27 protein-coding genes are annotated in these 26,279 nt (G+C 73.2%); 13 read left to right on the top strand and 14 right to left on the bottom strand.

Features of this window, described 5'->3' with window-relative positions; translation table 11 throughout:
• Positions 1-5: 5 nt before the first annotated feature.
• From ACIQ6Y_RS14375 to ACIQ6Y_RS14365, 3 genes are all read right to left on the bottom strand, one after another.
• Positions 6-1,361 carry a hypothetical protein gene (locus ACIQ6Y_RS14375; RefSeq protein ID WP_404037376.1) on the bottom strand — a complete coding sequence of 452 codons (1,356 nt, stop codon included), beginning with the start codon at positions 1,359-1,361 and terminating at the stop codon, positions 6-8.
• Positions 1,362-1,365: 4 nt separating this feature from the next.
• Entirely contained in the window at positions 1,366-1,665 is a 300-nt protein-coding gene (locus ACIQ6Y_RS14370) for a hypothetical protein (protein ID WP_404037373.1), read from the bottom strand.
• Positions 1,666-1,826: 161 nt separating this feature from the next.
• The gene (locus ACIQ6Y_RS14365) at positions 1,827-3,923 is read right to left on the bottom strand and encodes a peptidoglycan recognition protein (RefSeq protein ID WP_404038348.1); all 2,097 of its coding nucleotides are present in this window, start codon (positions 3,921-3,923) and stop codon (positions 1,827-1,829) included.
• Between the two features lie 447 nt (positions 3,924-4,370).
• Here ACIQ6Y_RS14365 and ACIQ6Y_RS14360 point away from each other — a divergent pair, with 447 nt between their 5' ends.
• Both ACIQ6Y_RS14360 and ACIQ6Y_RS14355 read left to right on the top strand, forming a co-directional pair.
• A complete protein-coding gene (locus ACIQ6Y_RS14360) occupies positions 4,371-5,123 on the top strand; it encodes a hypothetical protein (RefSeq protein WP_404037371.1) in 753 nt (250 codons plus the stop codon).
• A gap of 39 nt (positions 5,124-5,162) precedes the next feature.
• Positions 5,163-8,303, top strand: coding sequence for an ATP-binding protein (locus ACIQ6Y_RS14355; RefSeq protein WP_404037368.1), 3,141 nt, complete (start codon positions 5,163-5,165; stop codon positions 8,301-8,303).
• On the opposite strand, the gene ACIQ6Y_RS14350 is transcribed toward ACIQ6Y_RS14355, so the two are convergent.
• Positions 8,281-9,075, bottom strand: coding sequence for an ABC transporter permease (locus ACIQ6Y_RS14350; RefSeq protein ID WP_404037365.1), 795 nt, complete (start codon positions 9,073-9,075; stop codon positions 8,281-8,283). The genes ACIQ6Y_RS14355 and ACIQ6Y_RS14350 overlap by 23 nt on opposite strands.
• Entirely contained in the window at positions 9,072-10,052 is a 981-nt protein-coding gene (locus ACIQ6Y_RS14345; RefSeq protein WP_404037362.1) for an ATP-binding cassette domain-containing protein, read from the bottom strand. Before ACIQ6Y_RS14345 ends, ACIQ6Y_RS14350 begins: the two co-directional genes overlap by 4 nt.
• A 213-nt stretch (positions 10,053-10,265) precedes the next feature.
• On the opposite strand from ACIQ6Y_RS14345, the gene ACIQ6Y_RS14340 reads away from it, so the two are divergent.
• From ACIQ6Y_RS14340 to ACIQ6Y_RS14325, 4 genes are all read left to right on the top strand, one after another.
• Complete coding sequence (locus tag ACIQ6Y_RS14340) at positions 10,266-10,907, top strand: HAD family hydrolase (protein ID WP_404037359.1); 642 nt, start codon at positions 10,266-10,268, stop codon at positions 10,905-10,907.
• A gap of 31 nt (positions 10,908-10,938) precedes the next feature.
• Positions 10,939-11,166 carry a hypothetical protein gene (locus tag ACIQ6Y_RS14335; RefSeq protein ID WP_404037357.1) on the top strand — a complete coding sequence of 76 codons (228 nt, stop codon included), beginning with the start codon at positions 10,939-10,941 and terminating at the stop codon, positions 11,164-11,166.
• 154 nt (positions 11,167-11,320) lie between these two features.
• A complete protein-coding gene (locus tag ACIQ6Y_RS14330) occupies positions 11,321-11,722 on the top strand; it encodes a hypothetical protein (protein ID WP_404037354.1) in 402 nt (133 codons plus the stop codon).
• Positions 11,723-11,809: 87 nt separating this feature from the next.
• Positions 11,810-12,493, top strand: coding sequence for a DUF6766 family protein (locus tag ACIQ6Y_RS14325; RefSeq protein WP_404037351.1), 684 nt, complete (start codon positions 11,810-11,812; stop codon positions 12,491-12,493).
• 7 nt (positions 12,494-12,500) lie between these two features.
• Here ACIQ6Y_RS14325 and ACIQ6Y_RS14320 read toward each other — a convergent pair whose 3' ends face one another.
• Genes ACIQ6Y_RS14320 through ACIQ6Y_RS14305 form a run of 4 tightly spaced genes read right to left on the bottom strand, consistent with a single transcriptional unit; the run spans position 12,501 to position 14,188 of the window.
• Complete coding sequence (locus ACIQ6Y_RS14320) at positions 12,501-12,947, bottom strand: hypothetical protein (RefSeq protein WP_404037348.1); 447 nt, start codon at positions 12,945-12,947, stop codon at positions 12,501-12,503.
• Positions 12,931-13,422 (bottom strand): RNA polymerase sigma factor, encoded by a 492-nt coding sequence (locus ACIQ6Y_RS14315; protein WP_404037345.1) that lies wholly within the window; start codon positions 13,420-13,422, stop codon positions 12,931-12,933. The genes ACIQ6Y_RS14320 and ACIQ6Y_RS14315 overlap by 17 nt, the downstream gene beginning before the upstream one ends.
• Positions 13,419-14,042: a class F sortase gene (locus tag ACIQ6Y_RS14310; protein ID WP_404037342.1), complete on the bottom strand. Its 624-nt coding sequence runs from the start codon at positions 14,040-14,042 to the stop codon at positions 13,419-13,421. Before ACIQ6Y_RS14310 ends, ACIQ6Y_RS14315 begins: the two co-directional genes overlap by 4 nt.
• Complete coding sequence (locus tag ACIQ6Y_RS14305) at positions 14,039-14,188, bottom strand: hypothetical protein (RefSeq protein ID WP_404037339.1); 150 nt, start codon at positions 14,186-14,188, stop codon at positions 14,039-14,041. Before ACIQ6Y_RS14305 ends, ACIQ6Y_RS14310 begins: the two co-directional genes overlap by 4 nt.
• Before the next feature lie 603 nt (positions 14,189-14,791).
• On the opposite strand from ACIQ6Y_RS14305, the gene ACIQ6Y_RS14300 reads away from it, so the two are divergent.
• Positions 14,792-15,157 (top strand): luciferase family protein, encoded by a 366-nt coding sequence (locus tag ACIQ6Y_RS14300; RefSeq protein ID WP_404037336.1) that lies wholly within the window; start codon positions 14,792-14,794, stop codon positions 15,155-15,157.
• A 7-nt stretch (positions 15,158-15,164) separates the two neighbouring features.
• Here the strand turns inward: ACIQ6Y_RS14300 and ACIQ6Y_RS14295 are convergent, their stop codons facing one another.
• From ACIQ6Y_RS14295 to ACIQ6Y_RS14275, 5 genes are all read right to left on the bottom strand, one after another.
• Positions 15,165-16,097: a Dyp-type peroxidase gene (locus ACIQ6Y_RS14295; protein ID WP_404037334.1), complete on the bottom strand. Its 933-nt coding sequence runs from the start codon at positions 16,095-16,097 to the stop codon at positions 15,165-15,167.
• Between the two features lie 188 nt (positions 16,098-16,285).
• Positions 16,286-17,338 (bottom strand): aldo/keto reductase, encoded by a 1,053-nt coding sequence (locus ACIQ6Y_RS14290; RefSeq protein ID WP_404038345.1) that lies wholly within the window; start codon positions 17,336-17,338, stop codon positions 16,286-16,288.
• Between the two features lie 54 nt (positions 17,339-17,392).
• Complete coding sequence (locus tag ACIQ6Y_RS14285) at positions 17,393-18,115, bottom strand: hypothetical protein (RefSeq protein WP_404037331.1); 723 nt, start codon at positions 18,113-18,115, stop codon at positions 17,393-17,395.
• Complete coding sequence (locus ACIQ6Y_RS14280) at positions 18,109-18,855, bottom strand: DUF3592 domain-containing protein (RefSeq protein ID WP_404037328.1); 747 nt, start codon at positions 18,853-18,855, stop codon at positions 18,109-18,111. Before ACIQ6Y_RS14280 ends, ACIQ6Y_RS14285 begins: the two co-directional genes overlap by 7 nt.
• 313 nt (positions 18,856-19,168) lie before the next feature.
• Complete coding sequence (locus tag ACIQ6Y_RS14275) at positions 19,169-21,505, bottom strand: LuxR C-terminal-related transcriptional regulator (RefSeq protein WP_404037325.1); 2,337 nt, start codon at positions 21,503-21,505, stop codon at positions 19,169-19,171.
• Positions 21,506-21,709: 204 nt separating this feature from the next.
• Between ACIQ6Y_RS14275 and ACIQ6Y_RS14270 the strand changes: the two genes are divergently transcribed.
• The 6 genes from ACIQ6Y_RS14270 to ACIQ6Y_RS14245 all read left to right on the top strand — a co-directional run bounded on the left by ACIQ6Y_RS14270 (position 21,710) and on the right by ACIQ6Y_RS14245 (position 26,271).
• Positions 21,710-22,195: a hypothetical protein gene (locus ACIQ6Y_RS14270; RefSeq protein ID WP_404037323.1), complete on the top strand. Its 486-nt coding sequence runs from the start codon at positions 21,710-21,712 to the stop codon at positions 22,193-22,195.
• Between the two features lie 76 nt (positions 22,196-22,271).
• Positions 22,272-23,402, top strand: a complete 1,131-nt coding sequence (locus ACIQ6Y_RS14265; protein WP_404037320.1) for an aminopeptidase P family protein — start codon at positions 22,272-22,274, stop codon at positions 23,400-23,402.
• Positions 23,403-23,466: 64 nt separating this feature from the next.
• Positions 23,467-24,438 (top strand): nucleoside hydrolase, encoded by a 972-nt coding sequence (locus ACIQ6Y_RS14260; protein WP_404037317.1) that lies wholly within the window; start codon positions 23,467-23,469, stop codon positions 24,436-24,438.
• Between the two features lie 79 nt (positions 24,439-24,517).
• Positions 24,518-25,195, top strand: a complete 678-nt coding sequence (locus tag ACIQ6Y_RS14255) for a hypothetical protein (protein WP_404037314.1) — start codon at positions 24,518-24,520, stop codon at positions 25,193-25,195.
• 28 nt (positions 25,196-25,223) lie between these two features.
• Entirely contained in the window at positions 25,224-25,355 is a 132-nt protein-coding gene (locus ACIQ6Y_RS14250) for a hypothetical protein (RefSeq protein ID WP_404037311.1), read from the top strand.
• A 118-nt stretch (positions 25,356-25,473) separates the two neighbouring features.
• Positions 25,474-26,271: a hypothetical protein gene (locus ACIQ6Y_RS14245; protein ID WP_404037308.1), complete on the top strand. Its 798-nt coding sequence runs from the start codon at positions 25,474-25,476 to the stop codon at positions 26,269-26,271.
• Positions 26,272-26,279 lie beyond the last annotated feature (8 nt).

Raw genomic sequence — 26,279 nt, 5'->3', positions numbered from 1 at the left:
TTTCCTCACCAGTGGGTGTCGGGGGCGGGCTTCAGGGTGTTGTCCTTCCAGTCCGAGTACGGCGCGTTGTAGGGCTTCTCGCCGGTACCGAACTTCTCGTGGGTCCAGCTTGTCAGGTCACTCTTTCCCAGCGACTTGTCCATGACGTCCATCCCCATGCCGGTCCAGGCGATGCCGAGGCCCACCTGATAGGACTTGTACGCCTTGTCCGCCGCAGCACCCGCGGCCGCCGGGAAGGTGGCTTTGTTCGCCTGCAGCATCTTCGCCATGCCGGCCATCTCCTTGTCGCCGAGGTGCAGCACCGTCGACAACGGGCTGACCCTCAGCGGCCCCTTGGCGACCAGGCCGACGTTCTGGGAGATGGACTTGCGCATCGCGTTACGGGCCGCTCCGAGGGCCTGCCGCCCCGGCCCTTGCGGCATTTTGGTCATCATCCGCCCTGTTTCGTCCAGGATGCCCTTGACGCCCCTGAGCCCTCGGCTCAGGCCGGCGGTCCGGGCGGCCTGGGCGGCGCCCACGGTGGCCTTGGCACCGCTGGCGAGCTTCGCGGCGGCCCCGAGGCCGCCCACGACGAGCAGCCCGCCCACGACGTCGAAGATGACATCCGTCCAGGTGGCGTCACCGGATGCCACCAGCAGGAGTCTGAGTCCGATCGTGAGCGCCGCGATGCCGAGGACGAGCAGGTTCAGGCCGGGAATGGCGAGCGCCAGGAAGCCTGCCACCGTCGCGACCCAGCCGAGAACATCGATGAAAGCCTTGATCCCGTCCGCATGGTCGTGGACCCAGCCTTTGATGTTGTCCCACGTCGAGTCCTCGATCACGTCGTCGATCTCGTCGCGGATCTTGCCCTCGTGGTGACTCGCGCGGGAGTCCCGGTCACCCGTGATGGTGCTCAGCCGGACGCGGTACGAGTGGAGGGGGTCGTCGTCGGGGTGGTCGGTGCCGCTGGGTGACGCCTGGGGAGTGTCCTTGTCGCCGGAGTGGGACTTGGCCTTGTCCGCCTCGATCTCGTCCTGTTTCTGCTTGGCCTGGTGCAGCAGTTTGTCCGCGTCGGACTGGAAGTCCTCCAGTTCGTTCGCCCACGTGGTCAGATGGCCGTGCACACGCTCGTATCGTCCGGCCACCTCCCGCATGTGCTTCTCCAGCGTGGAGGACTCGTCGCGCAGGGCCTCTACGTACTTGCCCTTGAGGGTCCCGTCTTCGCTGATCGCCTTGAGGTTCTTGGCCTGAGCCCGGAGCTTCTCGGCCACCGAGATCATGTGCCTGACCTCGGCCCGGATCTCCTCCGGATCGCCGGGAACGGGATCGGATTCGCACAGCGGCTGCCAGTCCACCGGCCGGCGCTTGGATGTCGGTGTCATGGCGTCACTTCTTCTGCTTCTTCTTGTTGGCCTTGGCCAGCTCGTCGTCGAGGTCCTCGAACGACTTCTTGCTGCCGGCCACGAGCTTGCCGACCGATTCGATGGACTCGACGAGCCTGGTGCGGTAGTCGTCCCAGTTGTCGACGAAGTCCTCCATGGCTCCGGCGACGGCACTGGAGCCCCAGTGCTCCTTCATGTCGTCCCGGCGGTTCTCGATGTCCTCGAAGGTCTTCTTGAGCTGGCCGAGCTTGCGCTCGCAATCTGCGAGGAAGTCGTAGTCGACCGTCAGGTCCGGGTCTGCCACCGACGAGCCTCCCTGTGCATGTGATGTGGCGTACATATGATCACTGGTGCCTCGTGGACGCCGGTGCCGGTTCAGGAGATCTTCGGGAAGACCACACAAAGAAACCGCGTGTGCCCTGGGGCGCACGCGGTTTCCTTGTGGTCATCGGCCGACCGGCCCGGTCACTTGATGTAGACCAGGCCGTCCGTGGTGATGGTCGGGCGGCCGCTGGTGCCGACCACGACGATCTTCACGGTGTGCTTGGCGCTGGTGGACCACGTCTTGGTCCAGATGGCCTGGCGGTAGAGCGTGGTGGAGGACTTCAGGTCGACCGTCGAGACCTTCACCCCGTCGACGTACACGTAGACCTGGCCCGAGGTGGATGCGCGGGAGACCACCCAGGAGGCGGAGCGGCCGGTGAAGGTCCAGCTCAGGGTCGCGCCCTTGGAGCCGCTGGAGTAGGACTTGCCGCCCAGGTAGCTGGTGGAGGAGCGGGTGGTCCAGGTGCCGGTCTTGACCGCCGAGGTCTCCTGGAGGATGACCGGGGTGTAGACGGCCGAGGCGTCGCGGTAGTTGCCGGCGTAGTCGTACGCCCGCATCGACCAGGTGCCGGCCGTGCCGGAGGTGGAGGTGCGGTTGGAGGCCGTCGCGGCCGCGCTGAAGGTGGCGGTCGTCGGGGACAGCAGCTTCGTGTAGCGCAGGGCCTTGTCGTCGGTCGCCTTCCAGCTGAGGGTGACCGGGACGGCCGTCGTGTTCACGGTGCCGGTGCGCAGGGCCAGCTTCGGCGTGGTGGTGAACGTCGGCGCGGTGGCGTCGGCGACGACGGTCAGCGGGGTCGTCTCGACGGCCTTGCCCGACACGTGCACCGCGCGGACGGCGACGGTGTGGCTGCCCACGGCCAGCGTGACCGCCTTCGCGGAACCGGCGCCGGACGTCGTGGCGACGACGTTGCCGTCGACCAGCACCTCGTAACGGGAGATCAGCGATGCGGGCGTGGTCGCCGACCAGCGCACGGTGACCGAGCCCTTGGTGTAGTACGTCGAACCCGAGGCGGTCGCGCCGGTGAGCGAGCCGAGCTTCAGGTCCTGGACCGGGCCGGCCGCCCAGGTGCGGATCTTGGGCAGCTGGGCGTAGAGGCCGTTGCCCGGGCACTCGCTGTTGTAGCCGTCGCGGTGGCCGGAGATCCGGTTGAAGGGGTACCGCGTCCCGGCGACGAAGGACTTGCCGAAGTAGTTGGTCTGGCTCGCGCCGGCATTGAGGTCCGCCGTGCCCGCCGGGTCGGCGCCGTACAGGCTGAGCTTCCACGCGGCCACGCGGGAGACGGCCTCGAGGGCGGCGTCCGAGGCGGAACCGGAGACGTAGTTGCCGAGGACGGAGATGCCGGTCGACTCACGGTTGAAGCCGTAGGTGTGCGCGCCCAGCACCGGCTTGTCGATGCCGCCCTTGCGGCCCTCGAAGATGGTGCCGCACTTGTCGACAAGGAAGTTGTAGCCGAGGTCGTTCCAGCCGTTGCCCTGGGGCTCCGGGTCGGTGTGGTACGCGTAGATGCCCCGGACGATCGCCGGCGACTCGGAGCAGTCGTAGTCGGCGCCGGTCGTGTGGTGGACGAACACGGCCTTGATGTCCGCGTTGTACTCCGACGGGTCCGGGCTGCGGGTCTCGTCCGCTCCCCACTCGGCGCGGGAGACGACGGGCGGCTGCGGCACGGTGGCCGCGGCCTCGGCGGTCGTCGAGCCCTCGGCGGTCGTCGACACCGCGTACGCCGCCGGCTGCGGGGCGTCCATCTTCGTCTCGGCCTCGGTCACCACACCCGGGTCGACCAGGCTGACCTCGAGGCCCTTGGGGAGTGCGCCGGTGCTGCCGTCCTCGTGACGGACCTGGACCTCGACGCCGTCGGAGGGTCCGACCCACATCGGCGCGGACGCGCCGCGCATGTCGGCGTCCGGCTTGTCCGGCGGGGAGATGTCCAGCTCGAGGTCGTACCACGGGCCCCACTCGCCGGTCCGCAGGCTGTGCGTGCGCACCTGCGCCGTGCCGTCGAGCTTCTTCAGGGCGCCGTTCCAGGTGACACCGACGAGCGAGAACTGCTCGGTGTCCGTGCGCGGCAGCTCGCGCTCGCCGCTCGCGGTGCCCTTCAGGGGCAGGTGGTAGACCTCCACCGGCCGCTTGTCCTGGCCCTCGGCCTCCGGGGCGGCGGAGGGGCTGGCCGCGGCGTAGGTCGCCACGCCTCCTCCGGCCAGCACCACGGCACCGAGCGTGATCCACGCCCGTCGTTTCAGGCTCAATGGTCTGTACGCATGCGACGTACGACGACTCACGACGAATCCATCCCGATAGAGGGCCGCAGTCGGCCTTGGAAGAAGTCACAGAAGAAGCACCGAACACGTGTGCCCCTCAACTATCTAGCGTCACCCGACCGGTGAACATCACGAAAAACCGTGCAGGCGTGACGCAGATCACCGATCGGAGGCCGGATACCGCGAGTTGCGGGCCCTGCCGAACGGCAGCGTTACCGTGCGCTTCTGAGCATCCGTCATGTCCTGAAGTGTCACACTTCGCCCTATTCATGACTGGCAGGCGACCGGCTCGACGGGTTGCGGCGTTGTGTGGACGCGGGCTGCCCGGATCCGCGCAGGAGCGTCACACGGGCTGCACACCCGGGCCGGGAAGTGTCGTTAGCGTGGCTGGCCGTTCGATCACCGTGCGACGGGAACAGGAAGACGTAGATGGACTACTGCTCCGCGTGCCGGCGGCATCTCAACGGCGCCCTGGTGTGCCCCGGGTGCGGCGCCTACGCGCCTGACATAGCCCCGGCCGCCGTGCCCACCCCCGTCACCCGCCTCGCACCGGCACCGGCACCTGCGCCCGCGCCCGTCCCGGCCGAGGACGCCCCGCCCCCGACGCGCCCCGGGCGGGCGGCCCGGCGGCGTCAGCTGGCCCGCTTGAAGAAGCACAAGCGCCGGGCGGCCGTCGCGACCGCCGTCGCCCTGGTCGGCGGTGGCCTGACCCTCGCCTCGCTGGACCGCGGCACCCCCGCACGGGCGCAGGCCGCCGCGGCGCCGGACGACCGGCCCATGGGCGGAGTGGACCTCCAGGCCCCCGACCACACGCCCCAGCCGGTGTCGAGCCCGGCCGCCACGCAGCGCGCACCCCGGCAGCACATGCCCGCCGAGACCCCGGCCGCCCCGGCCGAGGCGACCGCCCCTCGGGTCAGCGTGCCGGCCCAGCGGCAGGCCCCGGCGGCCGCCCCGCAGCAGCGCGACACCCCGCAGTCCTCCACCGTCACCACCCCGCGGACGCCGCCCCCGAGCACACCGACCCTGGAGCCGACCGCGCCCACGGCACCCGAGGCCCCGGCCACGCAGCCCCCCGAGGCGGCGGCCCCGCCCACGGAACCGACGGAGCCGACCGAGCCGACGCAGCCGGCCGATCAGACCGACCCGGCGAAGGTGTGCCTGCTCGTCCTCTGCCTCGGCTGAAAACCGGTCTTGCAGGACGGCCATGGCTAGGCTGCCGCAATGACCACCGAGTTGACGCTGCTGGGCCAAGTTGCCTTTCGGAGACGGGAGATCACGGCGCCGCGGCTGCGCGGGCTGCTGGCGCTGCTGGCGGAGGACCTGCGGGGCGGGTGCAGCACCGGGCGGCTGGTGGAGGGGCTGTGGGACGGGGAGTTGCCGGAGCGGCCGGGGAAGGCCGTGCAGGTGCTGGTGTCGCGGCTCAGGACGCAGCTCGGGGCCGAGGTCGTGCTGAGCACGCCGAGCGGGTACCGGCTGGGGCTCGACGAGACGCAGGTCGACAGTTCGGTGCTGCTGCTGTGCGAGGCGGCCTGCGGCGAGCGGGCCAGGGCCGGGGACCATGCCGGGGCGCTCGCGCAGGCCGAGGCGGGGCTGGCGCTGTGGGACGGAAGTGTGGGCGCCGGGTCCGGTGAGGAGCTGTACGACCCCGTGGTGGCGCTGCGCGCCGGGCGGGTGGGGGCGTTCCGGGCGCTGGTGCGGGGGCGGGCCCTGGCGCTGGCGCGGCTGGGGCGGCACGCGGAGGCCGTGGAGCCGCTGGCCGAGCTGGCGCGGGAGCTGCCGCGGGACGAGGAGGTGCTGGCGGAGCTGCTGCGCTGCGAGGCGGCGACCGCGGGCCGGGCCGCGGCCCTGACCCGGTACGACGCCTACCGGCGCGCCCTGCGCGAGGAGCTGGGCACCGACCCGGGACCCCAACTGAAGTCTGTGCACCAGGAGTTGCTCAGCGCCGACGCGCCTCGGGTGCGGCAGGGTGTGCCGCACGAGCCGAATCCGCTGCTGGGCCGGGACGCCGATGTCGCCGCGGTGACGGGGCTGCTGCGCGAGGCGCGGGTGGTGACCGTGACGGGTCCGGGCGGGCTGGGCAAGACGCGTCTGTCGCACGCGGTGAGCCGGGCCGCCGAGCAGCGCGTGGTGCACTTCGTGCCGCTGGCCGGTGTCACGGCCGACGAGGACGTGGCCGGGGAGGTCGCCTCGGCCGTCGGCGCGGGCGAGGGCCTGCAGTTCGCGGGTGGCGGGGACCCGGTCGCGGGGATCGCCGCCGCGCTGGGCACACGGCCCGTGCTGCTGGTGCTGGACAACTGCGAGCATGTGGTGAGCGGCGCCGCCGGGCTCGTACGGGAGCTGGTGTCGCGGTCGAAGGAACTGCGCGTCCTGGCCACCAGCCGTGCCCCACTGGGGCTGACCTCGGAGTCCGTGTACGCGCTGCCGGAGCTGTCCCTGGACACGTCGGTGGAGCTGTTCGGGCAGCGGGCGCGGGCGGCGCGGCCCGGGGTGGAGCTGGACCCGGCGACGGTCGCCGAGATCTGCCGGCATCTGGACGGGCTGCCGCTGGCCGTCGAACTCGCCGCCGCCCGGGTGCGGGTGCTGTCCGTGGCCGACATATCCCGTCGGCTGCGGGACCGTTTCGCGCTGCTGCGCGGCGGTGCCCGTGACGCACCCGAGCGGCATCGCACGCTGCGGGCCGTGGTCGAGTGGAGCTGGAACCTGCTGGAGGAGGACGGCCGGGCGGCGCTGCGCGCGCTGTCGGTGTTCCCGGGCGGGTTCACCGAGGACGCGGCGGAGCATGTGCTCGGGGAGGACGGCGACGCGCTGACCCTGCTGGAGCAGCTCGCCGACCAGTCCCTGATCAAGGTGAGCGACAGCAGGTCCGGGGTGCGCTTCCACATGCTGGAGACGCTGCGGGAGTTCAGCGCCGCCCGGCGTGCCGAGGCCGGTGAGGAGGAGGTGGTGACCGGCCGATTCCTGGACTGGGCGCGGGAGTTCGGGCGGGCCCATCACGACGTGCTGTTCAGCGGCCGGCCCATGGCCGCCTGGAACCGCGTCCGGGCCGAGCAGGACAACCTCGTCCTGGCGCTGCGGCACGCGCTCGGCCGGGGCGACGGGCCCGCCGTCGCGGCCGTCACCGCCGTACTGGCCTCGCTGTGGGCCACCGACACCAACTTCCCGCGGCTCACCGCGCTGGCCGCCGAGACCGGCGGGCCGCTGTCGCACTTCAGGCCGGGCCCGCAGGACGTCGAGCCGGCCCGCAGCGCGGCCGCCGTGTGCACGGCCGCCCTGTTCATGGGGCACGGACCGCACGCCCTGCGCCAGTGGGTGACGCTGCGCCGGCTGCCGCCCGCCCCGCCGGACACGCTGCTGCGGGCGCTGTCCGTCGTCCTGTGCGCCGTACCGGACATGTATCCGCCCGGGTACGCGCGGCTGGAGGAGCTGTGCGACGCGGAGGAGCCGCTGCTCGCGGGGGTCGCGGCGTGCGTCGCCAGCTATGTGTGGGAGTCGTCCGGGCATCGGACCGAGCGGGCGCTGGAGTACGCCCGGCGCACGCTGCGGGCGCTGGCCCCGCTCGACAACCCGAGCATGCTGCTGCTCGGCCACGGCAGGATCAGCGAGCTCTGTCTGCAGGCGGAGAAGGGCGCGGAGGCGTACGAGCATCTGCGGGCCGCGCTGGACGTGCTCGGCGAGTTCGGCGACTGGGCGGACTCGATCGGGGTGCGGTGGGGGCTGGTGATGGCCTGTCTGCAGCGCGGGGAGGTCGACGAGGCGGAGTACTGGCTGGACCTGGCGGAGCTGGACCGGCCGACGGTGTCCGACCAGATCTACTCCCCCGACCTGCCGGCCCGGGCGGAGATCGCGCTGGCCCGCGGGCTGACCGAGGTCGGGCTGGGGCTGTGGCGGCGGTCGGTCCAGCGGGTGGACGCGGACAGCCTGCTGCACGAGGGCGATCCGTTCGTGGCGCCGTGGTCGCTCCAGGTGCGGGCGGCCACGCTGGCCGCGCACGCCCGGCACGGAAGGCTGGAGCCGGTGGCCGGGCTCGCGGGCGAGCTGCGCACCCGGCTGCTGCCGCTGCTGTCCGGCACACCGGGTGAGGCGTCCCCGGTGGAGGCGCCGGTGTACGGCACGGTCCTGCTGGCGCTCGGCCTCGCCGGGCTCGCCTCCGGCGACACGTCGGCCGTACGGCTGGTGGCGCTCGCCGAACGCATGCCGGTGCTGCGGGACTTCCCCTCGCTGTCCTCGGCGCGCTCCCGGGAGGCGGCCGAGCACGCCGACAGGGCGGCATACACCGACGCGAGGTCGAGGTACGCCGCCCTGGGGCCGGAGGAGCTGCGGGCCGAGGCCCTGCGGCTGCTCACCGGCGCGGCTCGCGGTTGAACTTCGCCTTGGACCAGAAGTAGCCCAGCACGCTCAGGCCCAGGCACCAGGCGACGGACAGGACGGCGTTGCGGGTGCCGATCTCGCTGCCCAGCAGCAGTCCGCGCAGGGTCTCGATGGCGGGCGAGAAGGGCTGGTACTCGGCGAACCAGCTGAACCAGCCCGGCATGGCGTCGACCGGCACGAACGCGCTGGACAGGAAGGGCAGCATGACCAGCGGCGTCCCGATGTTGCTGGCGCCCTCGGCGTTCGGGCTGATCAGGCCGATCCCGACCGCGAGCCAGGTCAGGGCGAGGCTGACCAGCGCCATCAGTCCGGCCGCGGCGAGCCACTCCAGCGGCGAGGCGTCGGGCCGGAAGCCGATGGCCAAGCTGATGCCCAGGAGCAGCACCAGCGCCATCAGCGTCTGGATCACGCTGCCGATCACATGGCCGATCAGCACGGAGGCGCGGGAGATCGCCATGGTGCGGAAGCGGGCCATGATGCCCTCGGTCATGTCGGTGGCCACCGACACCGCGGTGCCGAGCGAGGTCATGGCCACGGTCAGCATGAGGATGCCGGGGACGAGATAGGCGACGTACTCGGCGCGGTCGGCGTGGCCGCCGTTGATGCCGGCGCTCATCACGTCACCGAAGACGTACACGAACAGCAGCAGCAGGATGATCGGGGTGAGCAGCAGGTTCAGGGTGAGGGAGGGGTAGCGGCGGGCGTGCAGGAGGTTGCGCCGCAGCATGGTGAGGTTGTCGCGGACGGAGAGGGTGGCGGAGTTCATCGGGAGGTCTCCTTCTGGGCGGCCTGGGCGGGGACGGTGTTGCCGGTCAGGGCGAAGAACACGTCGTCGAGGTCGGGGGTGTGCACGGACAGTTCGTCGGCCTCGATGCCGGCCGCGTCGAGCCAGTCGAGGATGGCGCGCAGTTCGCGCTGGCTGCCGTCGCTGGGGATCTGCAGGACGAGCGCCTCGTCGTCGCGGGTGACCTCGCGCAGGGCGGTGGCGGCCCGCTCGTAGGCGTCCGGGGTGGAGAAGCGGAGCCGGACGTGGCCGCCGGGGACCAGGCGCTTGAGTTCCTCGGCGCTGCCCTCGGCGACGAGCTTGCCGCCGTTGAGGACGGCGATCCGGTCGGCGAGCTGGTCGGCCTCCTCCAGGTACTGGGTGGTGAGGAAGACGGTGGTGCCGCCGGAGACCAGCTCGCGGATGATCTGCCACATGGTGTGGCGGGAGCGCGGGTCGAGTCCGGTGGTCGGCTCGTCGAGGAAGATGATCCGCGGGCTGCCGACCAGGGTCATCGCGATGTCGAGGCGGCGCTTCATGCCGCCCGAGTAGGTGGAGGCGGGCTTCTTCGCGGCCTCGGTGAGGTCGAAACGCTCCAGCAGCTCGGCGGTGACCCGGCGGCCCTCCTGCTTGGACAGGTGCTGCAGGTCGGCCATCAGCAGCATGTTCTCCTCGCCGGTGATCAGCCCGTCCACCGCGGAGAACTGCCCGGTGACCCCGATCGCGCCCCGCACCTTCTGCGCCTCGGCGACCAGGTCGTACCCGGCGATCCTGGCCTGCCCGGCGTCGGCGGAGATCAGCGTGGTGAGGATGTTGACCGCTGTGGTCTTGCCGGCGCCGTTGGGGCCGAGGAGCGAGAACACCGTCCCGGCGGGCACCTGGAAGTCGATCCCGTCGAGGACCGTCTTGTCCCCGTAGGCCTTGCGCAGCCCCGTGGCCTCGATCGCCGGTCCGTGCTGTGTCGTCCGTGTCGTCGTCATGCGGAGGACTGTGCGGCCCGGGCGGTTCACCGCGGTTTCAAGGTGGTTTCAGCCGGGCGGGGCGGCGGTGGGGTCGGTGAAACCGGGTCGGGCCCGGCGAGACCGGCGGCCCGGCGCGGGGACTGCTCGGACAGCTGCGTATCTCCTACGGCGTGGACGTCGGCGGCAGCTTCGAGTGGAGCCCTCCCTGTCAGAGTTGCATAGGCTCCCAGCGTGATCGAGACCATCGTGTTCGACGTCGGCGAGACCATCACCCGCGACGACCGATACTGGGCATCGTGGGCTGACTGGCTGAACATTCCTCGCCACACGCTGTCCGCCCTCGTCGGCGCCGTCGTCGCCCAGGGGAAGGACAACGCAGAAGCCCTCCGCCTCGCCCGGCCGGGCATCGACCTCGCGGCCGAGTACGCAGCCCGCGAAGCAGCCGGCCGCGGCGAGTACCTGGACGAAAGTGATCTGTACGACGACGTCCGTCCCGCGCTGTCAGCGCTCCGCGACCTCGGCGTGCGCGTGATCATCGCGGGGAACCAGACCGCGCGCGCGGGGCAGCTCTTGCGTGAACTGGAGCTCCCGGCCGACCTGATCGCCGTGTCGGGGGAGTGGGGCGTGGCGAAGCCGGATCCCGTGTTCTTCGAGCGTGTCATCGAGGTCGCTCAGGCAGCGCCGAGCGCGACTCTCTACGTCGGCGATCACCCGGCCAATGACGTGTTTCCGGCGAAGGCATCCCGGCTGCGCACGGCACACCTCCGCCGCGGCCCATGGGGTCATCTGTGGGCGGACGCCGACGATGTCGTCGCGGCCGCCGACTGGCGCGTGGACGGCCTCACCGAACTCGTTGGTCTCGTCGGCGGCTGAGGCATGCGAAGCGGTCCGACGAGCCGCGGTAGTGAGCAGCCAATTCGGAGGGCTCGCCGAGCAGCTCATCGCACGGGCGATCGAACAGCCGAGCTTCCGCCGCGTGATCGTGCCCGCCGATCTGGGACTGCCCACCCTTACCGACCGGCTGAGCGAAACCAGGGATGCTCTCGTGTCGTACCTCAGCGAGCTGGACCTCAGCACGATGGCCGGCCTGGTTCGTGGGGCCGCAATGACCGAGCTGGATTACACAACTTGACGCCGTGGACGCATGTCTACGGCGGGGCAGCCGCCGACGGCGAGGAACCGCCTCCCGAAGGAACCCGTCGCTCCGCTCCGGCGCGGCTGACCCGCCCCGCGGGCAGGCCGGGTCAGCATGGGCCTCCCTGTCACGACTCGACCCGGGAGGTCCCTTGCGGCGCTGGAGGTGGGCAGCCCTTGTCGCGCCGGCGGTCTGTCTGGCCGGCTGTGCGACGCTCGGTGAGCGGGAGACGGCGGCGTCGCGGGCGGCGCTGCGCTTCGCCGAGAGTGTCCGGCAGGCCGACGGCCCGCGCGCCTGCGCGGCTCTGGCCCCCGAGACCCGGCAGGAGCTGGAGCAGTCGGCCGAGTCGCCCTGCCCCGAGGCCCTGCTCCAGGAGGACCTGACCTACGACGGCCGGGTGCGGTCGGTGCAGGTCTACGGGCAGCAGGCGCGGGTCGTGCTGGACACCGACACGCTGTTCCTGTCCCGCTTCCCCACCGGCTGGAGGATCACCGCGGCGGGCTGCGAGCCACGCCCCCAGCGGCCCTACCAGTGCCAGGTCAAGGGCGGGTGAGGCGGCGATGCGCTCCCTGTTCACCCTGCTGCTGGTGACCGTCTGCGGCGGCCTCGCCTACTTCACGGCCGTGGGACTGATGCACCGATGAGCCGCCTCACCCGGTACCTCAAGCACAACGGCCTCACCCTCGCCTTCGGCGCCGGCTTCCTGCTCACCGTCGCGGGACAGGCCGTCTCCGGGCACGCCGAGTTCAACAATCAGCTCGTCGCCGACGGACTGCACCCGCTGAGCTTCCCCGACTACCTGGCGACCTCCGACTTCGCCGTCGACGTCACCGAGAACTGGCAGTCGGAGTACCTGCAGTTCTTCCTCTACGTCTTCGCCACCGTCTGGCTGCTCCAGCGCGGCTCGCCCGAGTCCAAGGAGCTGCACAAGGCGGGCCCGGAGAGCGACAAGGAGCAGATGGTCGGCCCGCACGCGGTCGCCTCCTCGCCGCGCTGGGCCTCCGCCGGGGGCTGGCGGCAGCGGGTGTACGGGCGCTCGCTGGGCATCGTGTTCGCGGTGATCTTCCTCTGGTCCTGGCTGGCCCAGTCGATCGCCGGCACGGCCGCCTACGACGAGATGCAGTTGCGCGACCTCCAGGCGCCCCTCACCTGGTCGCAGTACATCGGCACGGCCGACTTCTGGAACCGCACCCTGCAGAACTGGCAGTCCGAGCTGCTGGCCGTCGCCTCGATGGCCATCCTGTCGGTGTATCTGCGCCAGCGCGGCTCCCCGGAGTCCAAGCCGGTCGGCGCCGCGCACACCTCGACCGGCGTCGAGGGCTGAGGGCACGTCAGCCGGTCGGTGAGGGTACGGCCGTGGGGGTGGGCGCCTCGGTGGCCGGGGAGCTGGGCGAGGCCGTCTCCGCCGGGGACTCCTCGGGGCCCGGCGGCAGGGACGGGGCGGGGGACGGCACCTCGCTGACCCTCGGAAGGCTCCGCTCCGGAGTCGGTGCCCCGCTCGTCGGCGCCGGCGCCGGGGCCAGCGGCGGCGCGGGACGGGCCGGACCGTCCGAGCCCGCGAGATACAGCGGGAGCGCGGCCAGGGCGAGCGCCGCGCACGTCAGCACGGCACCCGCGGCGGTGCGCAGCAGCCGGCGGCGGGACGCGGCCCGGCGCAGGGCCGCGTAGTGACCGGGCGGCGGGGCGAGATGCCCGGTCGGCGGGCCGAGCAGCACCGTGAGCGGGTCGTCGCGGCCGGACTCTGCGTCGTCGAAGTCCTCGTCAAAGCGAGTGGTCAAGGCTTCTCCTCAGGTGGACGCGGAGCAGTTCGCGGGCCGCGTGCAGGTCGGCCTTGACGGTTCCTTCCTTGCGTCCGGTCAGCACGGACACCTCCCGGATCGGCATGTCAGCGTAGTAGTGCAGCAGGATCGGGATGCGCAGCCGGTCGGGCAGCGACTGTACGAGGAGCCGCACCGAGGGGTCGGCCTGCTCGGGGTGCGGCCGCACCGCCGCCTCCGTCGTCGCCCGGCGCACCGCGTGCCGCTCGCGCTCCAGCTTGCGCCAGTGGTCCCGGACCAGGTTGGCCGCGGTGACGTAGAGGAAGCCGCGCGGCTCGTCCACCTTCGTCCAGCGCGCCCACAGCCGGGTGAACGCCTCCGAGGCGACCTCGTGGGCGGTCTCGTCGTCGTCGACGAGCCGCCGGCACCAGCCGGCGAGACGCGGGTACAGGGCGGCGAACAGCTCGGAGGCCGCCTGGTCGCGGGACCGTTTCAAGCCTCGGGGCTCCCCTGGATCAGCGCGGCGGACACGATCACGTTGTCGCGGTACTCGTCCCCGGTACGGGGCCCGCCGCAGGTGATCAGCCGCAGCTCCGGGCGGCTCACGTCACCGTAGACGTCGTCGGCGGGAAAGTCGGCCTTGGCCACCGTCCGTACGGTGGTCACCGCGAACACCGCCGTACGGCCGTTCTTCAGCCGCACCTCGACCCGGTCGCCGCGCCGCACCCCGGCCAGCCGGCGGAAGACGCCGTCGCCGTAGGGGCCGACGGTGACATGGCCGAGCAGGACCGACGGGCCGGTCTGGCCGGGCGTGGGCGAGTGCCGGTACCAGCCGGCCCGGTCGTGCTCGGTGACCGGCGGCACCTCCACGGTCCCGTCCTCGGCCAGCCCGAGCCGGATGACCGGGGTGTCGACATCGGCGGCCGGTATCCGCAGCCGCACCGGCTCGGACCGGGCGAGGGGACGGGCGGCCGGGCGGGGGGACGCCTCAGGCCGGTCGACGGCCCGGTCGGCGTGCCGGTCCTCGCCGCCGCCCCCTCCTCCACAGCCTGTGAACAGCGCGGCCGCGCCCGCCGCACCGGCTGCGGCGAAGGCCCGCCTGGACAGTGCGGTCATGCCCCGGTCGCCCGCCGGCGCCGTACGACGAAGGCGATCCCGCCGGACGCGGCGAGCAGCGTCGCGGCCCCGGCCGCTCCGACGCCCGCCCGGGAGGAGCCACCCGTCGACGCCGCCACGCCGGTGTCGGGCGCGCCGCTGGGCACGACGGACACCTGGCCGCCGTTCTTTTCGGACGCCTCCGTCGGCACCGGTGACGGCACGGCGGTCGCCGGTGCCTCGGTGGGCGCCGGGGTCGGGGGGGGGGGGGGGGGGGGGGGGGGGGGGGGGGGGGGGGGGGGGGGGGGGGGGGGGGGGGGGGGGGGGGGGGGCGGGGGGGGGGGGGGGGGGGGGGGGGCCCCGGGGGGGGGGGGGGGGGGGGGGGGGGGCGGGGGGGGGGGTGGGCGAGGCGGAGGGGGCCGGGGCCGGGCTGTCGGCGAAGGCGGCCCCGCCGCCCGCCAGGACGGCGGCACAGGCAACGGCCAGGGCACTGAGGACGGTGCGTCGCATGGGTCTCGTTCTCTCTCGTCGGTGACGGATCGAGCTCAGAGACGAGACAGCGACGGACCGGGTTGTAAAGAGATGGCAAAGGCCCGCCCGCCCGCCCCGCGCACCCGGGCCGCCTTCAGCATGACGGCCCCCCCTCGTCCTCGTCCTCGTCGCGCGCTGAGTGTGAGCGCGGGGGGACGCTGCGCTCGCCGAAGCTCACGGGCGCGTTACGGAACGCTCAACCGCTGGTGTCCGCAGGGTGATGGGGCGACCATGGGCGCATGACTCCGGCCCAGCGCGCCCGGGAACGTCTCGCCGTGTGGCCCGACCTGACGCCGGGTCCGGCCGGCTGCGGAACGGGCCAGGCGCTTCGCTCCCCGCACGGCGAGATAGTCCACTTCCACACCGGCCACGACGTCGACCTGCATCTGACCGACTCCTCGCTGGGCCGCTGGTCCGCCGACCTGCGGGAGTCCACCGCCGTCCGACTGGTGCCGGGCTCGCGCTGGGTGACCGTCCACCTCGACTGCGACACGGACGTCGACCTGCTGCTGAGCCTGGTCAGCATGGCCCTCAAGGCGCAGCAGACCGAAGGGGACCACTCCGGCTGCAATCTGCACCGGGTGACCGTGCTGCCGCGCGACTGAACGGCCCTCAGCCGTCGCCCAGTTCCTCCAGAAAGTCCGCCGACGGCACGAAGAACTGTGTGCCCGTCACCGGCCGGGAGAAGTCCAGCAGCGGGTCGGGGCCGGTCTCCTCGGCGCCCAGGTACATGCGGCGCAGCATCGTCTCGGGGACGTCGGGATCGGCGGCGTAGGCGATGAAGTACGTGCCGAACTCGCCGTGCCCCGGCCGCCCGAAGGGCATCGCGCCGCGCAGGATCTGCCGCTCGGCGCCCTCGGCGTCGGTGACGGTGTTGACGTCGACGTGCGAACCGGGCGCGTGGATCTCCAGGTTGGTCAGCTTGGTGCGGCCGACCGTGCGCTCCTGCTCCTCGACCGACAGCTTCTCCCAGGCGTCGACCTCGTGCAGATACTTCTGGACGAGGGCGTAACTCCCGCCGCGGAAGCGGGGATCCTCGTCGCCGACGAGCGCGGTCTCGGCGGCCTCCACCCCGACCGGGTTCTCCGTGCCGTCCACGAAGCCCAGCAGATTGCGGGAGTCGAAGTACGCGAACGCCTGCACCTCGTCCTGCACGACGGCCGTGTCACCGAGCCGCCGGACGATCTCGGCGGCCAGCGCGAAGCACAGGTCGGGCCGCTCGGCGCGGACATGGAACAGCAGGTCGCCGGGGGTGGCCACGGCCCGGTGCCGGGGCCCGGCCAGCTCCCGGAAGGGCCGCAGCAGGGCCGGGCGCGGTCCGCCGGCCAGCCGGTCCCAGGCCTGGGCGCCGATCCCGGCCACACAGGTCAGCCGCCCCTCGGGCCGCCCGAAGCCGATCGCCCGCGCCAGCCCCGCCAACTCCCCGAGCAGGACGCGCGTACGGTCCTCCCCACCGGGCTCGACGGTGACGACGAGGAACACCGCGGCAGCGGTCGGCGCCTCCAGGACAGGCTGCGGCCGCAAGGGCGACGACGGCGACGGCATGGTCTCTCCCTCTCGTTCCGGGCACGCCCTCAGGACGCCCCCGCCCCCGCCCGGCGGACACCGGGCCCTTCCAGGGCGTCACGATGCCCCACACGCGTCCGGCCGTCACCGCTCCCGACCCCTCGTCCCGGAGCACGCTCCGTGGCCGGAATGCGCCTCAGCGCCCGTGATGCGCCCGCGGCACGCGGTCAGCCCGCCGCGGCCCGCTGCACCTGCGGCCGGCGCCGCAGCGCGGGGTCGGTCAGCGAGGCCGGCTGCCAGACGCCGTCCGCGCGGTACAGGTCCGTGCCCGGGGGCACGATCTCGTCGATGCGGTCCAGCACCTCGTCCGGCAGCGTCAGCGCAGCACCCTTGAGCAGCCCCTGGAGCTGGTCCAGCGTGCGCGGGCCCAGGATCACCGAGGTCACGGACGGGTGCACCAGCGGGAAGGCGACTGCCAGTTCCGGCAGCGTACAGCCGAGGTCGTCGGCGACGCCGATCAGCTGCTCGACGGCCTCCAACTTCCTGACGTTCTCGGGAAGTTCGGGGTCGAAGCGCCACGGCGTGATCGCCGCACGCCCCGCGCTCAGGTCGATGGCACTCCCCTTGCGGTACTTGCCGGTGAGGAAGCCGGAGGCGAGCGGCGCCCAGGTCAGCGCGCCCATGCCGTAGCGCGCGACGGTCGGCAGCACCGCGCGCTCCACCCCGCGCGCCAGCAGCGAGTACGGCGGCTGCTCGGTGCGGAAGCGCGGCAGTCCGCGCCGCTCGGCGACATGGTGGGACTCGGCGATCTCCTCGGCCGGGAAGGACGAGCAGCCGAACGTCCGTATCTTGCCCTGCCGTTGCAGATCACCGAGGACGGCCAGGGTCTCCTCGACGTCGGTCGTCGGGTCCGGCCGGTGCACCTGGTAGAGGTCGATCCAGTCGGTGCCGAGCCGGGTCAGGCTCTCCTCGACGGCGCGGGTGATCCAGCGGCGCGAGTTGCCGCTGCGGCCTCGGCCCTCCCCCATCGGGAAGTGCACCTTGGTCGCGAGGACGACGTCGTCGCGCCGCCCCCGCAGCGCCTTGCCGACGATGGTCTCGGACTCGCCGGAGGAGTACATGTCCGCGGTGTCCACGAAGTTGATGCCCGCGTCCAGCGCGGCGTGCACGATCCGTACGCAGTCGTCGTGGTCGCCGTTGCCCACGAAGCCGAACATCATCGTGCCCAGGCAGTAGCTGCTGACCTCGATACCGGTGCGCCCCAGCGGGCGATAACGCATGCTCATGCCGCGCACGCTAAGTGCTGGAGCGCACTCCAAGTCCAGCGGGTTTCCTCAGTGGGAGGATCTGCCCGGGTCGTCCTTGGCGAGCCGGGCGAGCGGCGCGATGAGCAGCCACAGGATCGCCAGGCAGACCAGCCCGGCGCTCCACGTCCTGTGCGTGCCGCTCAGCCAAGGCACGGCCAGCAGGAACGGCACCCCGTAGATCAGCAGCCAGCCCAGCGCCCCGAGCGGTGTCCAGCAGTCGTCGCCGGAGGCGCCCAGGCCGAACCCGCTGACGACCGCGCCCATCAGGCCGGTCAGCACCAGGGGACCGCCGAGGCACCACCAGGGCGAGGGCGGCGTCCCGTCCTCCACGCCGAGGGCGAGCAGCAGCCCGCCGATGGGCACGCCCATCAGCAGCACGTTCCCGGTGCGCAGCACGGCCCACATCCATTCCGGGTCTCCGCCGGCCGGGTCGAGCCCGGACACCGCGAGCCTCTTCGTGCCGGCGTCGGTGACCAGCCCGCGCCGCACCCACACCGCGTTGCGCCACAGCAGCAGCGTCCACAGCGCCCAGCAGCCGAGCGCGGCGAACCCGGCCATCAGGACGTACGGGTGCGTCTCCCGCTCCGGCCGCACCGCCGGCAGCCCGGCGGCCGTCCAGCCCAGCACCACCGCGGCCCCGGCGAGCAGCCGCGCGGCGACCGTGCGCAACAGCCCCGTGCGTACGGCCCGTTCGCCGTCCGCGTGCAGGGTGCGCACCTGGAACAGCAGGACCCGGCGGCCTCTCACCACAGCGCCCCGAACACCATGACGACGCCGACGACCAGCAGCAGGCCGCCGGGGACGATCATCGTGAACAGCTTCAGCAGCAGGAACGGCGGCCACTGCACATGCGCGGCCGTGCCGGGGTTGCGGGGGTCGTACACGATGTGGGTGCGCTGGACGTTGCGCCGGCAGTTGTAGAGGTGCTCCTGGCCGTCGGCGTCGGTGTAGCGGTAGTAGGTGGACCCCCGCCGCCGCGAACTCGCGTACGCCTCCACGGTGATGCCGCGCCGCGCCAGCGTGATCCGCCGGGTGGTCTCCTCCAGGCCCCCGAAGAACAGCAGCAGGCCGATGAACAGCGGCAGCAGCCCCACGATCACCCCGAGGACCCGCACGCCCTGGGTGGAGGCGACCCAGGCGGCGTAGCCGAGGTAGGCCAGCACCAGCAGGATCAGCGGTCCGAAGAGCCACCACACCGATGTCTCGCGCGACCCGCTCGTCGTCACCAGCGCGCTGCCCGCCGGGTCGCGCCGCGGCGGCAGCACACCGCTCAGCGCGGCGACGAACGCGCTGGTGGCGGTCGGGTTGCCGCCCTCGACGCGATGCACGGCCCCGTCGGTGAGCACGACCTCCACGACCCGCTCGGCCGGGGTGCGGACCTCCCGTACGGCGGCCAGCGGGATGTCGGTGCGCCGGCCGGAGCGGTCGATGCGGAGGGCCTCCGCGTCGTAGGTGGCCGTGACGCGGCGGCCGTTGAGTATCTGGGACATGCACAGTGGACCGCCGGACGGCCCGCAGGGTTGCCCCGGATCTCGGTGGAGTCGGGGCTGCCCCGCCGACCAGGGGCAGCCCCGCGTGTGTACCGCCGGGAGGAGGCTCGGGCCGGACACCTTTGCCATGACAGCCGTGGGGGAAATACAACTGCCGGCACCGGCACTGCCGTCCTCCGGGCGGTGTCCCCAAGGTTGGCGTGCCGGGCGGCCCGCCGCATCGGTGACCCGCGGAGATCCGTACACCTATTCCGCCCGCCCCCCGCGGACGTACGACCCGCTCCGGTCGCCCGGAAGGAGTACCTCCGTATACCTAGGTGTGCACGGCCGGGATCTCCGTGCGCGAGGTGATGCCCAGCTTGGCGAGGATGTGCTCGACATGGGCGTCGACCGTGCGCTTGGAGATGACGAGCCGCTCGGCGATCTCCCGGTTGGACAGGCCCTGGGCGACCAGGGAGGCCACCTCGCGTTCGCGGCGGGTGAGGGCGTCGACGGACCGTTCCGGTGAGGGGCGGGGGGCCGGTGGCCGGGCCACGGTCGCGGTGCCGCGCACGGGAGTGCCGTCGGGGCCGTCACTGCCGGTCCGCACCGCCTCCGGCACCGCGTCCAGCGCTTCCTCCAGCACCTCCCGCCCCGACATCCGCTCCCCCGCCTGCCGCCACCGCTCGAACTCCTCGGCGCCCAGCGCCGCGCGCACGGTCTTCTGGACGGCCTCCTGCTCCTCCAGCAGGCGCGGCAGCATCGCCACCGGGTCGCCGGACAGCCGGCGGGCGCTGTCGGCGTAGCCCAGCAGCCGGGCCGCCCGCGGCCAGCGCTCCTGCCGGGCCGCCTGCCAGGCCAGACCCAGACAGGCCAGCGCCGCCACCAGCACCTCGCCGACCTCGCTCGCGGCCTCCAGGCCGCGCCGCAGCGGGCCCTCGCTCTCCTCGTACTGTCCGGCCAGCCACAGGATGACGCCCTGCACGGTCAGCGTGGAGGCGTACAACTGCCGGTCCCCGGTGCCCTGAAGGAGCTCCAGGCCAATCCGGCACAGCTCCAGCGCCCCGGCCGTGTCCCCGAACACGGCCCGTAACAGGGCCCCTTCGTAGTGCACGACCCCGATGCCGAGCGTGTCGCCGGAGGCCACGATCCGCAGCCGGGCGTCCTCCAGCGCGGCCAGGCCCTCCTCGACCTGGCCGCCGATCGCGGTCATCGCGCCCAGATAGGCCTCGGCGAACAGCTCCACCCGCGCCTCGCCGCAGCGCCGTGCCGTCTCGTGGGCCTGCGGGAAGTACTCCAGGGCCGTCGCCAGGTCGGCCGTCCACACCGCGGACACGCCGGTCATCAGCAGACCCCAGGCCCGCTCGGGCCCGTCGTCCGCGGTGTGCCCGAGGCCCTTGTCGATCCAGTAACGGCCCTCGGACAGGGTGCCCATGGCCCGCCAGTACGGGGCCAGCCGTGCGGCCATCTCCAGTGCCTCGGGCGCCCTGTCGCCGCCGCCGAGGCCGTACTCCAGGGCGGCCCGCAGATCGGGCAGCTCCTCGCGGACCGTGCGGTGCAGGGGGATCTGGGCGGGGGTGAGCAGCTCGTCCCAGGAGCGGCCGACGAGTTCCTCGTAGTGGGCGAAGTGCCGCTGCCGTACGGCCGTCTCCTCGTCCGGGGTGCGGGCCAGGTGGCCGGCGCCGTACTCGCGGATGGTGTCCAGGAGGCGGTAGCGGTCGCCGTCCTCGCCGATGCGCTGCACGACCGACTTGTCGACCAGCCCGATCAGCGCCTCCACCACCCGAGGCCCGGCCAGTTCACCGCCCGCGCAGACGCGTTCGGCGGCGGCGAGCGTGAAGGAGCCGGCGAACACCGACAGGCGGGCCCACAGCAGCCGCTCCAGCGGGGTGCACAGGTCGTGGGACCAGTCGATGGCGGTGCGCAGGGTCTGGTGCCGGGTCAGCGAGGTGCGCCGTCCGCCGGTGAGGACCTCGAAGCGGCGGTCCAGCCGGGCGACCAGCTCGGCCAGCGGCACCGCCCGCAGCCGTACGGCGGCCAGCTCCAGGGCGAGCGGGATGCCGTCGAGCCGGTCCACCAGGGCGAGGGTGCGCTCGCGGTCGGCGCCGGTCGGCGCGAGCCCGCCGGTGACGGCGGCGGCGCGCTGCACGAACAGGTCGACGGCGTCCTGCCGGGCCAGCGGCGCGATCGGCACGCAGTGCTCGCCGGGCACGTCCAGCGGCTGTCTGCTGGTGGCGAGCACGCTCAGCCCGGCCGCCTCGCGCAGCAGTATGTCGCAGAGCATCGCGCACGCGTCGACGAGATGCTCACAGGTGTCCAGCACCAGCAGCAGACGGCGGCTTCTGAGGTGCTCCACGACCGCGTCCAGCGGGCTCATCCCGGACTGCTCGGGCAGTTCCAGCACGCCCGCGAGCGTGGCCGGGATCAGTTCCGGGTCGTGCAGCGCGGACAGCTCCACCAGCCGCACCCCGTCCGCGTACCGCCCGGCGCGCGAGGCGGCGGCCCGCAGCGCGGTGCGGCTCTTGCCGACCCCGCCGGGGCCCACCAGCGTCACCAGCCGGGAGCGCGCCAACGCCGCGTCGATCAGGGCGAGTTCCTCGCCGCGGCCGACGAAGCTGGTGAGTTCCACGGGTAGCTGACCGCCCCGCCGCTGTCCGAAGCCGAATCCCATGCGACCCCCGTAGCGTTCCATCCGACCATCACAGCGTAGGCAACCGGATGCCGAGCGTGAATGGCGCGAGGAACCCGCCCCCGGGTGAACCTGAGGCCGGCTCCGGGGCCGCCGGATGCGCCGTCCGGGCGCCCCGGCATGCGCGGGGCGCGGCACCGAACTTCACTGGAGAGAGCGAGGCATCCCGACGGAGGCGGCACAGACATGGACGGTTCCCTCACGCGCCGGGCGGCGGGCGCGGCCCTGGCCCTGCTCGCCGGTACGGCGGCCCTGACCGGCTGCTCCGACGACGACAGCCCGTCCTCGACCGTCAGCAAGGCCGCCTCCGCCGTGGAGTCGGCCGCATCGAGGGCCACCGACGCCTGGGCCTCGGCGACGGCGGAGGCCGGCCGGAAGTTCGACGAGATCAAGAACGGGACCGACGCCAAGGACGACGTGGAGGTCGCCGCACCCTCCGTCGGCTCCGACGGTCGGGCGACGGCCCAGGTCACCGTGGCGAACGACGCCGACTCCGCCAAGTCCTTCGCCGTACAGGTCGACTTCAAGGACAAGGACGGCAACTTCCGGGACGCCGTCGTGGTGACCGTCTCCGACGTGCCCGCGGGCAAGGAGAAGACGGCCACCGCCCGCAGCAACCGCAAGCTGGACGCCGAGGTCCGCGCGGAGGTGTCACGCGCGGTGCGCTACTAGCCGTTTTCACCCGTACGGCCGTACCTACGGCCGACGGCCACGGCCACGGACACGGACAGGGACAGGGACGGACACCATGACCGAGGCACCGGCGCCGGCGCCGTTCACCGAGCGGGACTACGCCGAGCGCATACGCCGCGCCACCCAGGACGCGGTCGCCGCCGGGCTCTCCGGGCTGCTCGTCACCCCCGGCCCCGACATGGTGTGGCTGTGCGGCTACCAGCCCACCGCGCTCACGGAGCGTCTCACCCTGCTCGTCCTCGCCCCCGAGTCCCAGCCGCGCCTGCTGGTGCCCGCGCTGGAGCGGCCCGACGCCGAGACCGCGCCCGGCGCGGGCGTGCTGCGCATGACGGAGTGGCGCGACGGCCAGGACCCGTACGCCGCCGCGGCCGGTCTGCTGCGGCCGGGCGGCCGCTACGGGGTGTCCGACTCGGCGTGGGCGCTGCATCTGCTGGGCCTGCAGGAGGCGCTGCCGCTGACGGCGTACCGGGCGCTGACGACCTCGCTGCCGATGCTGCGGGCGGTGAAGGACGAGCACGAGATCGCGCGGCTGGAGGCGGCCGGGGCGGCGGCGGACGCCACGTACGAGGAGCTGCTTTCGGTGCGGTTCGCGGGCCGCAGGGAGTTCGAGGTCGCGGCCGACCTGTCCCGGCTGCTGCTGGAGCACGGCCATGAGCAGGTCGACTTCACGGTGGTCGGCTCGGGCCCCAACGGCGCCAACCCGCACCACGAGGCGGGCGACCGGGTGATCCAGGAGGGCGACATGGTCGTGCTGGACTTCGGGGGCCTGCTCGACGGCTACGGCTCCGACACCACCCGCACCGTCCATGTCGGCGAGCCCACCCGCGAGGAGATCCGGGTCCACGGCATCGTCCGCGAGGCGCAGCAGGAGGCGTTCGAGGCGGTGCGGCCGGGAGTGCCCTGCCAGCTCATCGACCGGGTGGCCCGCGCGGTCATCGAGAACGCCGGCTACGGAGACCACTTCATCCACCGCACCGGCCACGGCATCGGCGTCACCACCCACGAGCCGCCGTACATGGTCGAGGGCGAGGAACAGCCTCTCGTCCCCGGCATGTGCTTCTCCGTCGAACCCGGCATCTACCTCCCGGGCCGCTTCGGCGTGCGGATCGAGGACATCGTGACCGTCACCCCGGACGGGGGCCGCCGGCTGAACAACACGGACCGGGAGATGGCGCTGGTGGAGTGAGGGTGCGGCGTAGGGTCCCGGTCAGAGGGACCCCGTGTCCGGGCCCGGTGAAAGGAGCCCTGCCATGACCGGTCAGACCGTTCCGGTGATCATCGACTGCGACACGGGGGTGGACGACGCCCTGGCGCTGCTGTTCGCCGTGCGCCACCCGGGGCTCGATCTGCGGGCCGTGACGTGTGTCGCCGGGAACACGGACGTGGACGGTGTCGTCCGCAACACCCTGATCGTGCTGGAGCAGGCCGGGGCGCCCGACATCCCCGTCGCGCGCGGGGCCGGGCGGCCGCTCGTCGAGGTGCCGCGGTCGGCGCGGCATGTGCACGGGGAGGACGGGATGGGGGACCTGGGGCTGCCCGCCCCGGCCCGCACGCCCGTGGAGCTGGACGCGGTGGCGCTGCTGCGCCGCGAGATCCTCGCCTCCCCGCGCCCGGTCACGCTGATCCCCACCGCGCCGCTGACGAACATCGCGCTGCTGCTGCGCACCCACCCGGAGGTCACCCGCAACATCGAGCGGATCGTGTTCATGGGCGGCGCGGTGGCCTGCGGCAACGCCACACCGGTCGCCGAGTTCAATGTGTGGCACGACCCGGAGGCGGCGGCGATGCTGCTCACCGCGGACGTGCCGATCACCATGTACGGGCTGGACGTGTTCCAGCGGGTCCTGGTGCCGGGCCCGGACGTACGGCGGCTGCGGGCGAGCACGGAGCCCGGGGCGCGGCTGGCGGGCGACCTGCTGGCCCACCGCCCGGCCACCCCCGACGAGGACGGCGACGACCCGGCGGGCGGCATCGGCGACGCGGGCGCGGTCTGCGCGGTCGCCGACCCGGAGGGTCTGACCACCCGGCTGCTGCCGGTCGAGGTGTCCCTCGCTCCGGGGCCGACCCGCGGCCAGACCCTCGTGGACCGCCGCCCCCGCCCCGGCGAGGCCGAGATCCACGGCGGCGGCCGCGAGCAGGCCCTCGTCGACGTCGCCCTGGACGTCGACGTGGACCGCTACGTCAGGCTGTATCTGGACACGGTCGAGGGCCCCGTCGGCTAGGGCCTGCCACCGGAAGGGCCGTTTGATCGTCTTCCTCTCGGGCAACGCCGTTGCCGCCGGGGGAGCAGGGGGATCAGACGTGCGCGCGACACCTTTCAGCCGTCATGGAGCCGGCCGGCCGGTCCTGGCCGGACTCGCCTTCGCGACGGTCGCGGCGGCCGTCGTGGTGGGCCGGCCGGGCCTGGAGACGGTCGTGGGCTGCGGCGGCGGCAACGACCCCTGGCCGTCCCAGACGGCCCGCAACTGGGTGACGTACGCCGACCATGTGGTGGTGGCGTCGCCGACCGCCGAGGAGGAGACCAACAGGCGGGAGTACCGGACCGGCGCGGTGCGCTACGCGACGGACCGCCTGGTCACCTTCCGCACCGACGGCGTCCTGTGGAGCGCCGAACGCCCCGCGCACGCGATGGGCCGCGACTTCCGCCTGACGGCCCCCGGCTGGGCCACCTACCGCGCCACCGGCAACCGCACCGAGCTCACCACCGGCGACGCGCCCCGCCTGGAGCCCGGCCACACCTACCTCCTCGCCCTGCGCTGGGACGCCGGCCGGTGGACCCCGCTCGGCGAGGGCGCCGCCGTCCCCTTCGACGACGGTGTCGCCGGCCGCGGCGAATGGTGCGGCCGCGTCCTGCCCGAGCAGGACGTCGCCCGCGGCGAACGCTTCTCCCGCCGCGACGACCAGAGCCTGGAGGAGACCCTGCTGGGCCAGGGCGAGGCGGCGGTGAGCCGGGAACTGGGGCGCGCGGAGGGCAGGTGAGCGCCCTTGCCGACCCGCCGTCACGCTGATGTCGGAGCCGCCGGCCTCGGGATACGGCCGGGTCGTCGAGATCCCCTACGGCGAACCGGTCACCTTCACGCTGGCGACGGGCGAGCGCGTGGAGATCGACACGAGCACCTTCCCCACCCGGGACGTCTGAGGGGACTTTCGGGGCGGGGCGGCTCACCCGGACGGACCGCCGCGCTGGTGGTGGGTGCGGGGTGGTGGTGGCGTTGGTCTACGTCCCCCTGCCGTAAGTCCCCCCGGAGGCACCCTCGATGACTCGCCATGCGTCGCCCGGCTCCTCCCGTGTCCTGTTCGGCTCGCTGCTGTGCGCGGGCGCGTTGCTGGTCACGAGTGCGTGTTCCGCTCTTGTCATGGGTGAGAGCGCCGACCCGTCCGGCTCGGCCTCGTCCGCCGGCACGCGTTCCGCGAAGCCCAGCAAGCAGCCGCCCTCGCCGACGGCTCCGGCCGCGCTGACCGACGCGCAGGCGCGGGCCGCGCTGGTCAGCTGGGCCGACCTGGGGGAGCCGTGGGCGCCGACGCAGGGGGCGGCGACCTGGCGGGACGCGTTCTTGAAGGCGACGGCGGCGCAGCCGGACTGTGCGCGGCTGCTGGAGGCGCTGTACACCGACGAGCTGCTGGGCGCGCCGGGCCGGGCCGCGGTGGGCCTGGACGACGACTGGGACGAGGCCCAGCTGCGCCACCAGGTCGCCGTGCGGCCCCGGGCGGAGGTGGACCGGGCGCTGGAGTGGCTGGCGACGCTGCCGGACACGTGCTCCGGGTTCACGGCGAAGGCGGCACGGGACCGTGCGCTGCAGGTGACGGTCTCGGACCTGCCGCTGCCGGAGGCGGGGGACGCCCGGCAGGGCCTGCTGGTGACGGTGACGGACGAGGAGGGGGACGAGCCGGTGACGCTGACCCTGCTCGCGGCGGCCGTGCGCGTGGGCGACGACGCGTTCACGGTGACCGGCGGCGGTCTGGGCGACGTACCGCCCGAGGCGGTCGACGCGGTGGTGGATCTGGGCGCCCGCCGCCTGGCGGAGGTCCGCCGCCAGGCACGCGTGCAGGTGTGAGCTACGGG

Source organism: Streptomyces sp. NPDC096205 (assembly GCF_044763135.1).
Classification (GTDB): Bacteria; Actinomycetota; Actinomycetes; order Streptomycetales; family Streptomycetaceae; genus Streptomyces.
The sequence above is the reverse complement of the archived record's forward strand: the minus strand, read 5'-3'. Positions and strand labels throughout refer to the sequence as shown.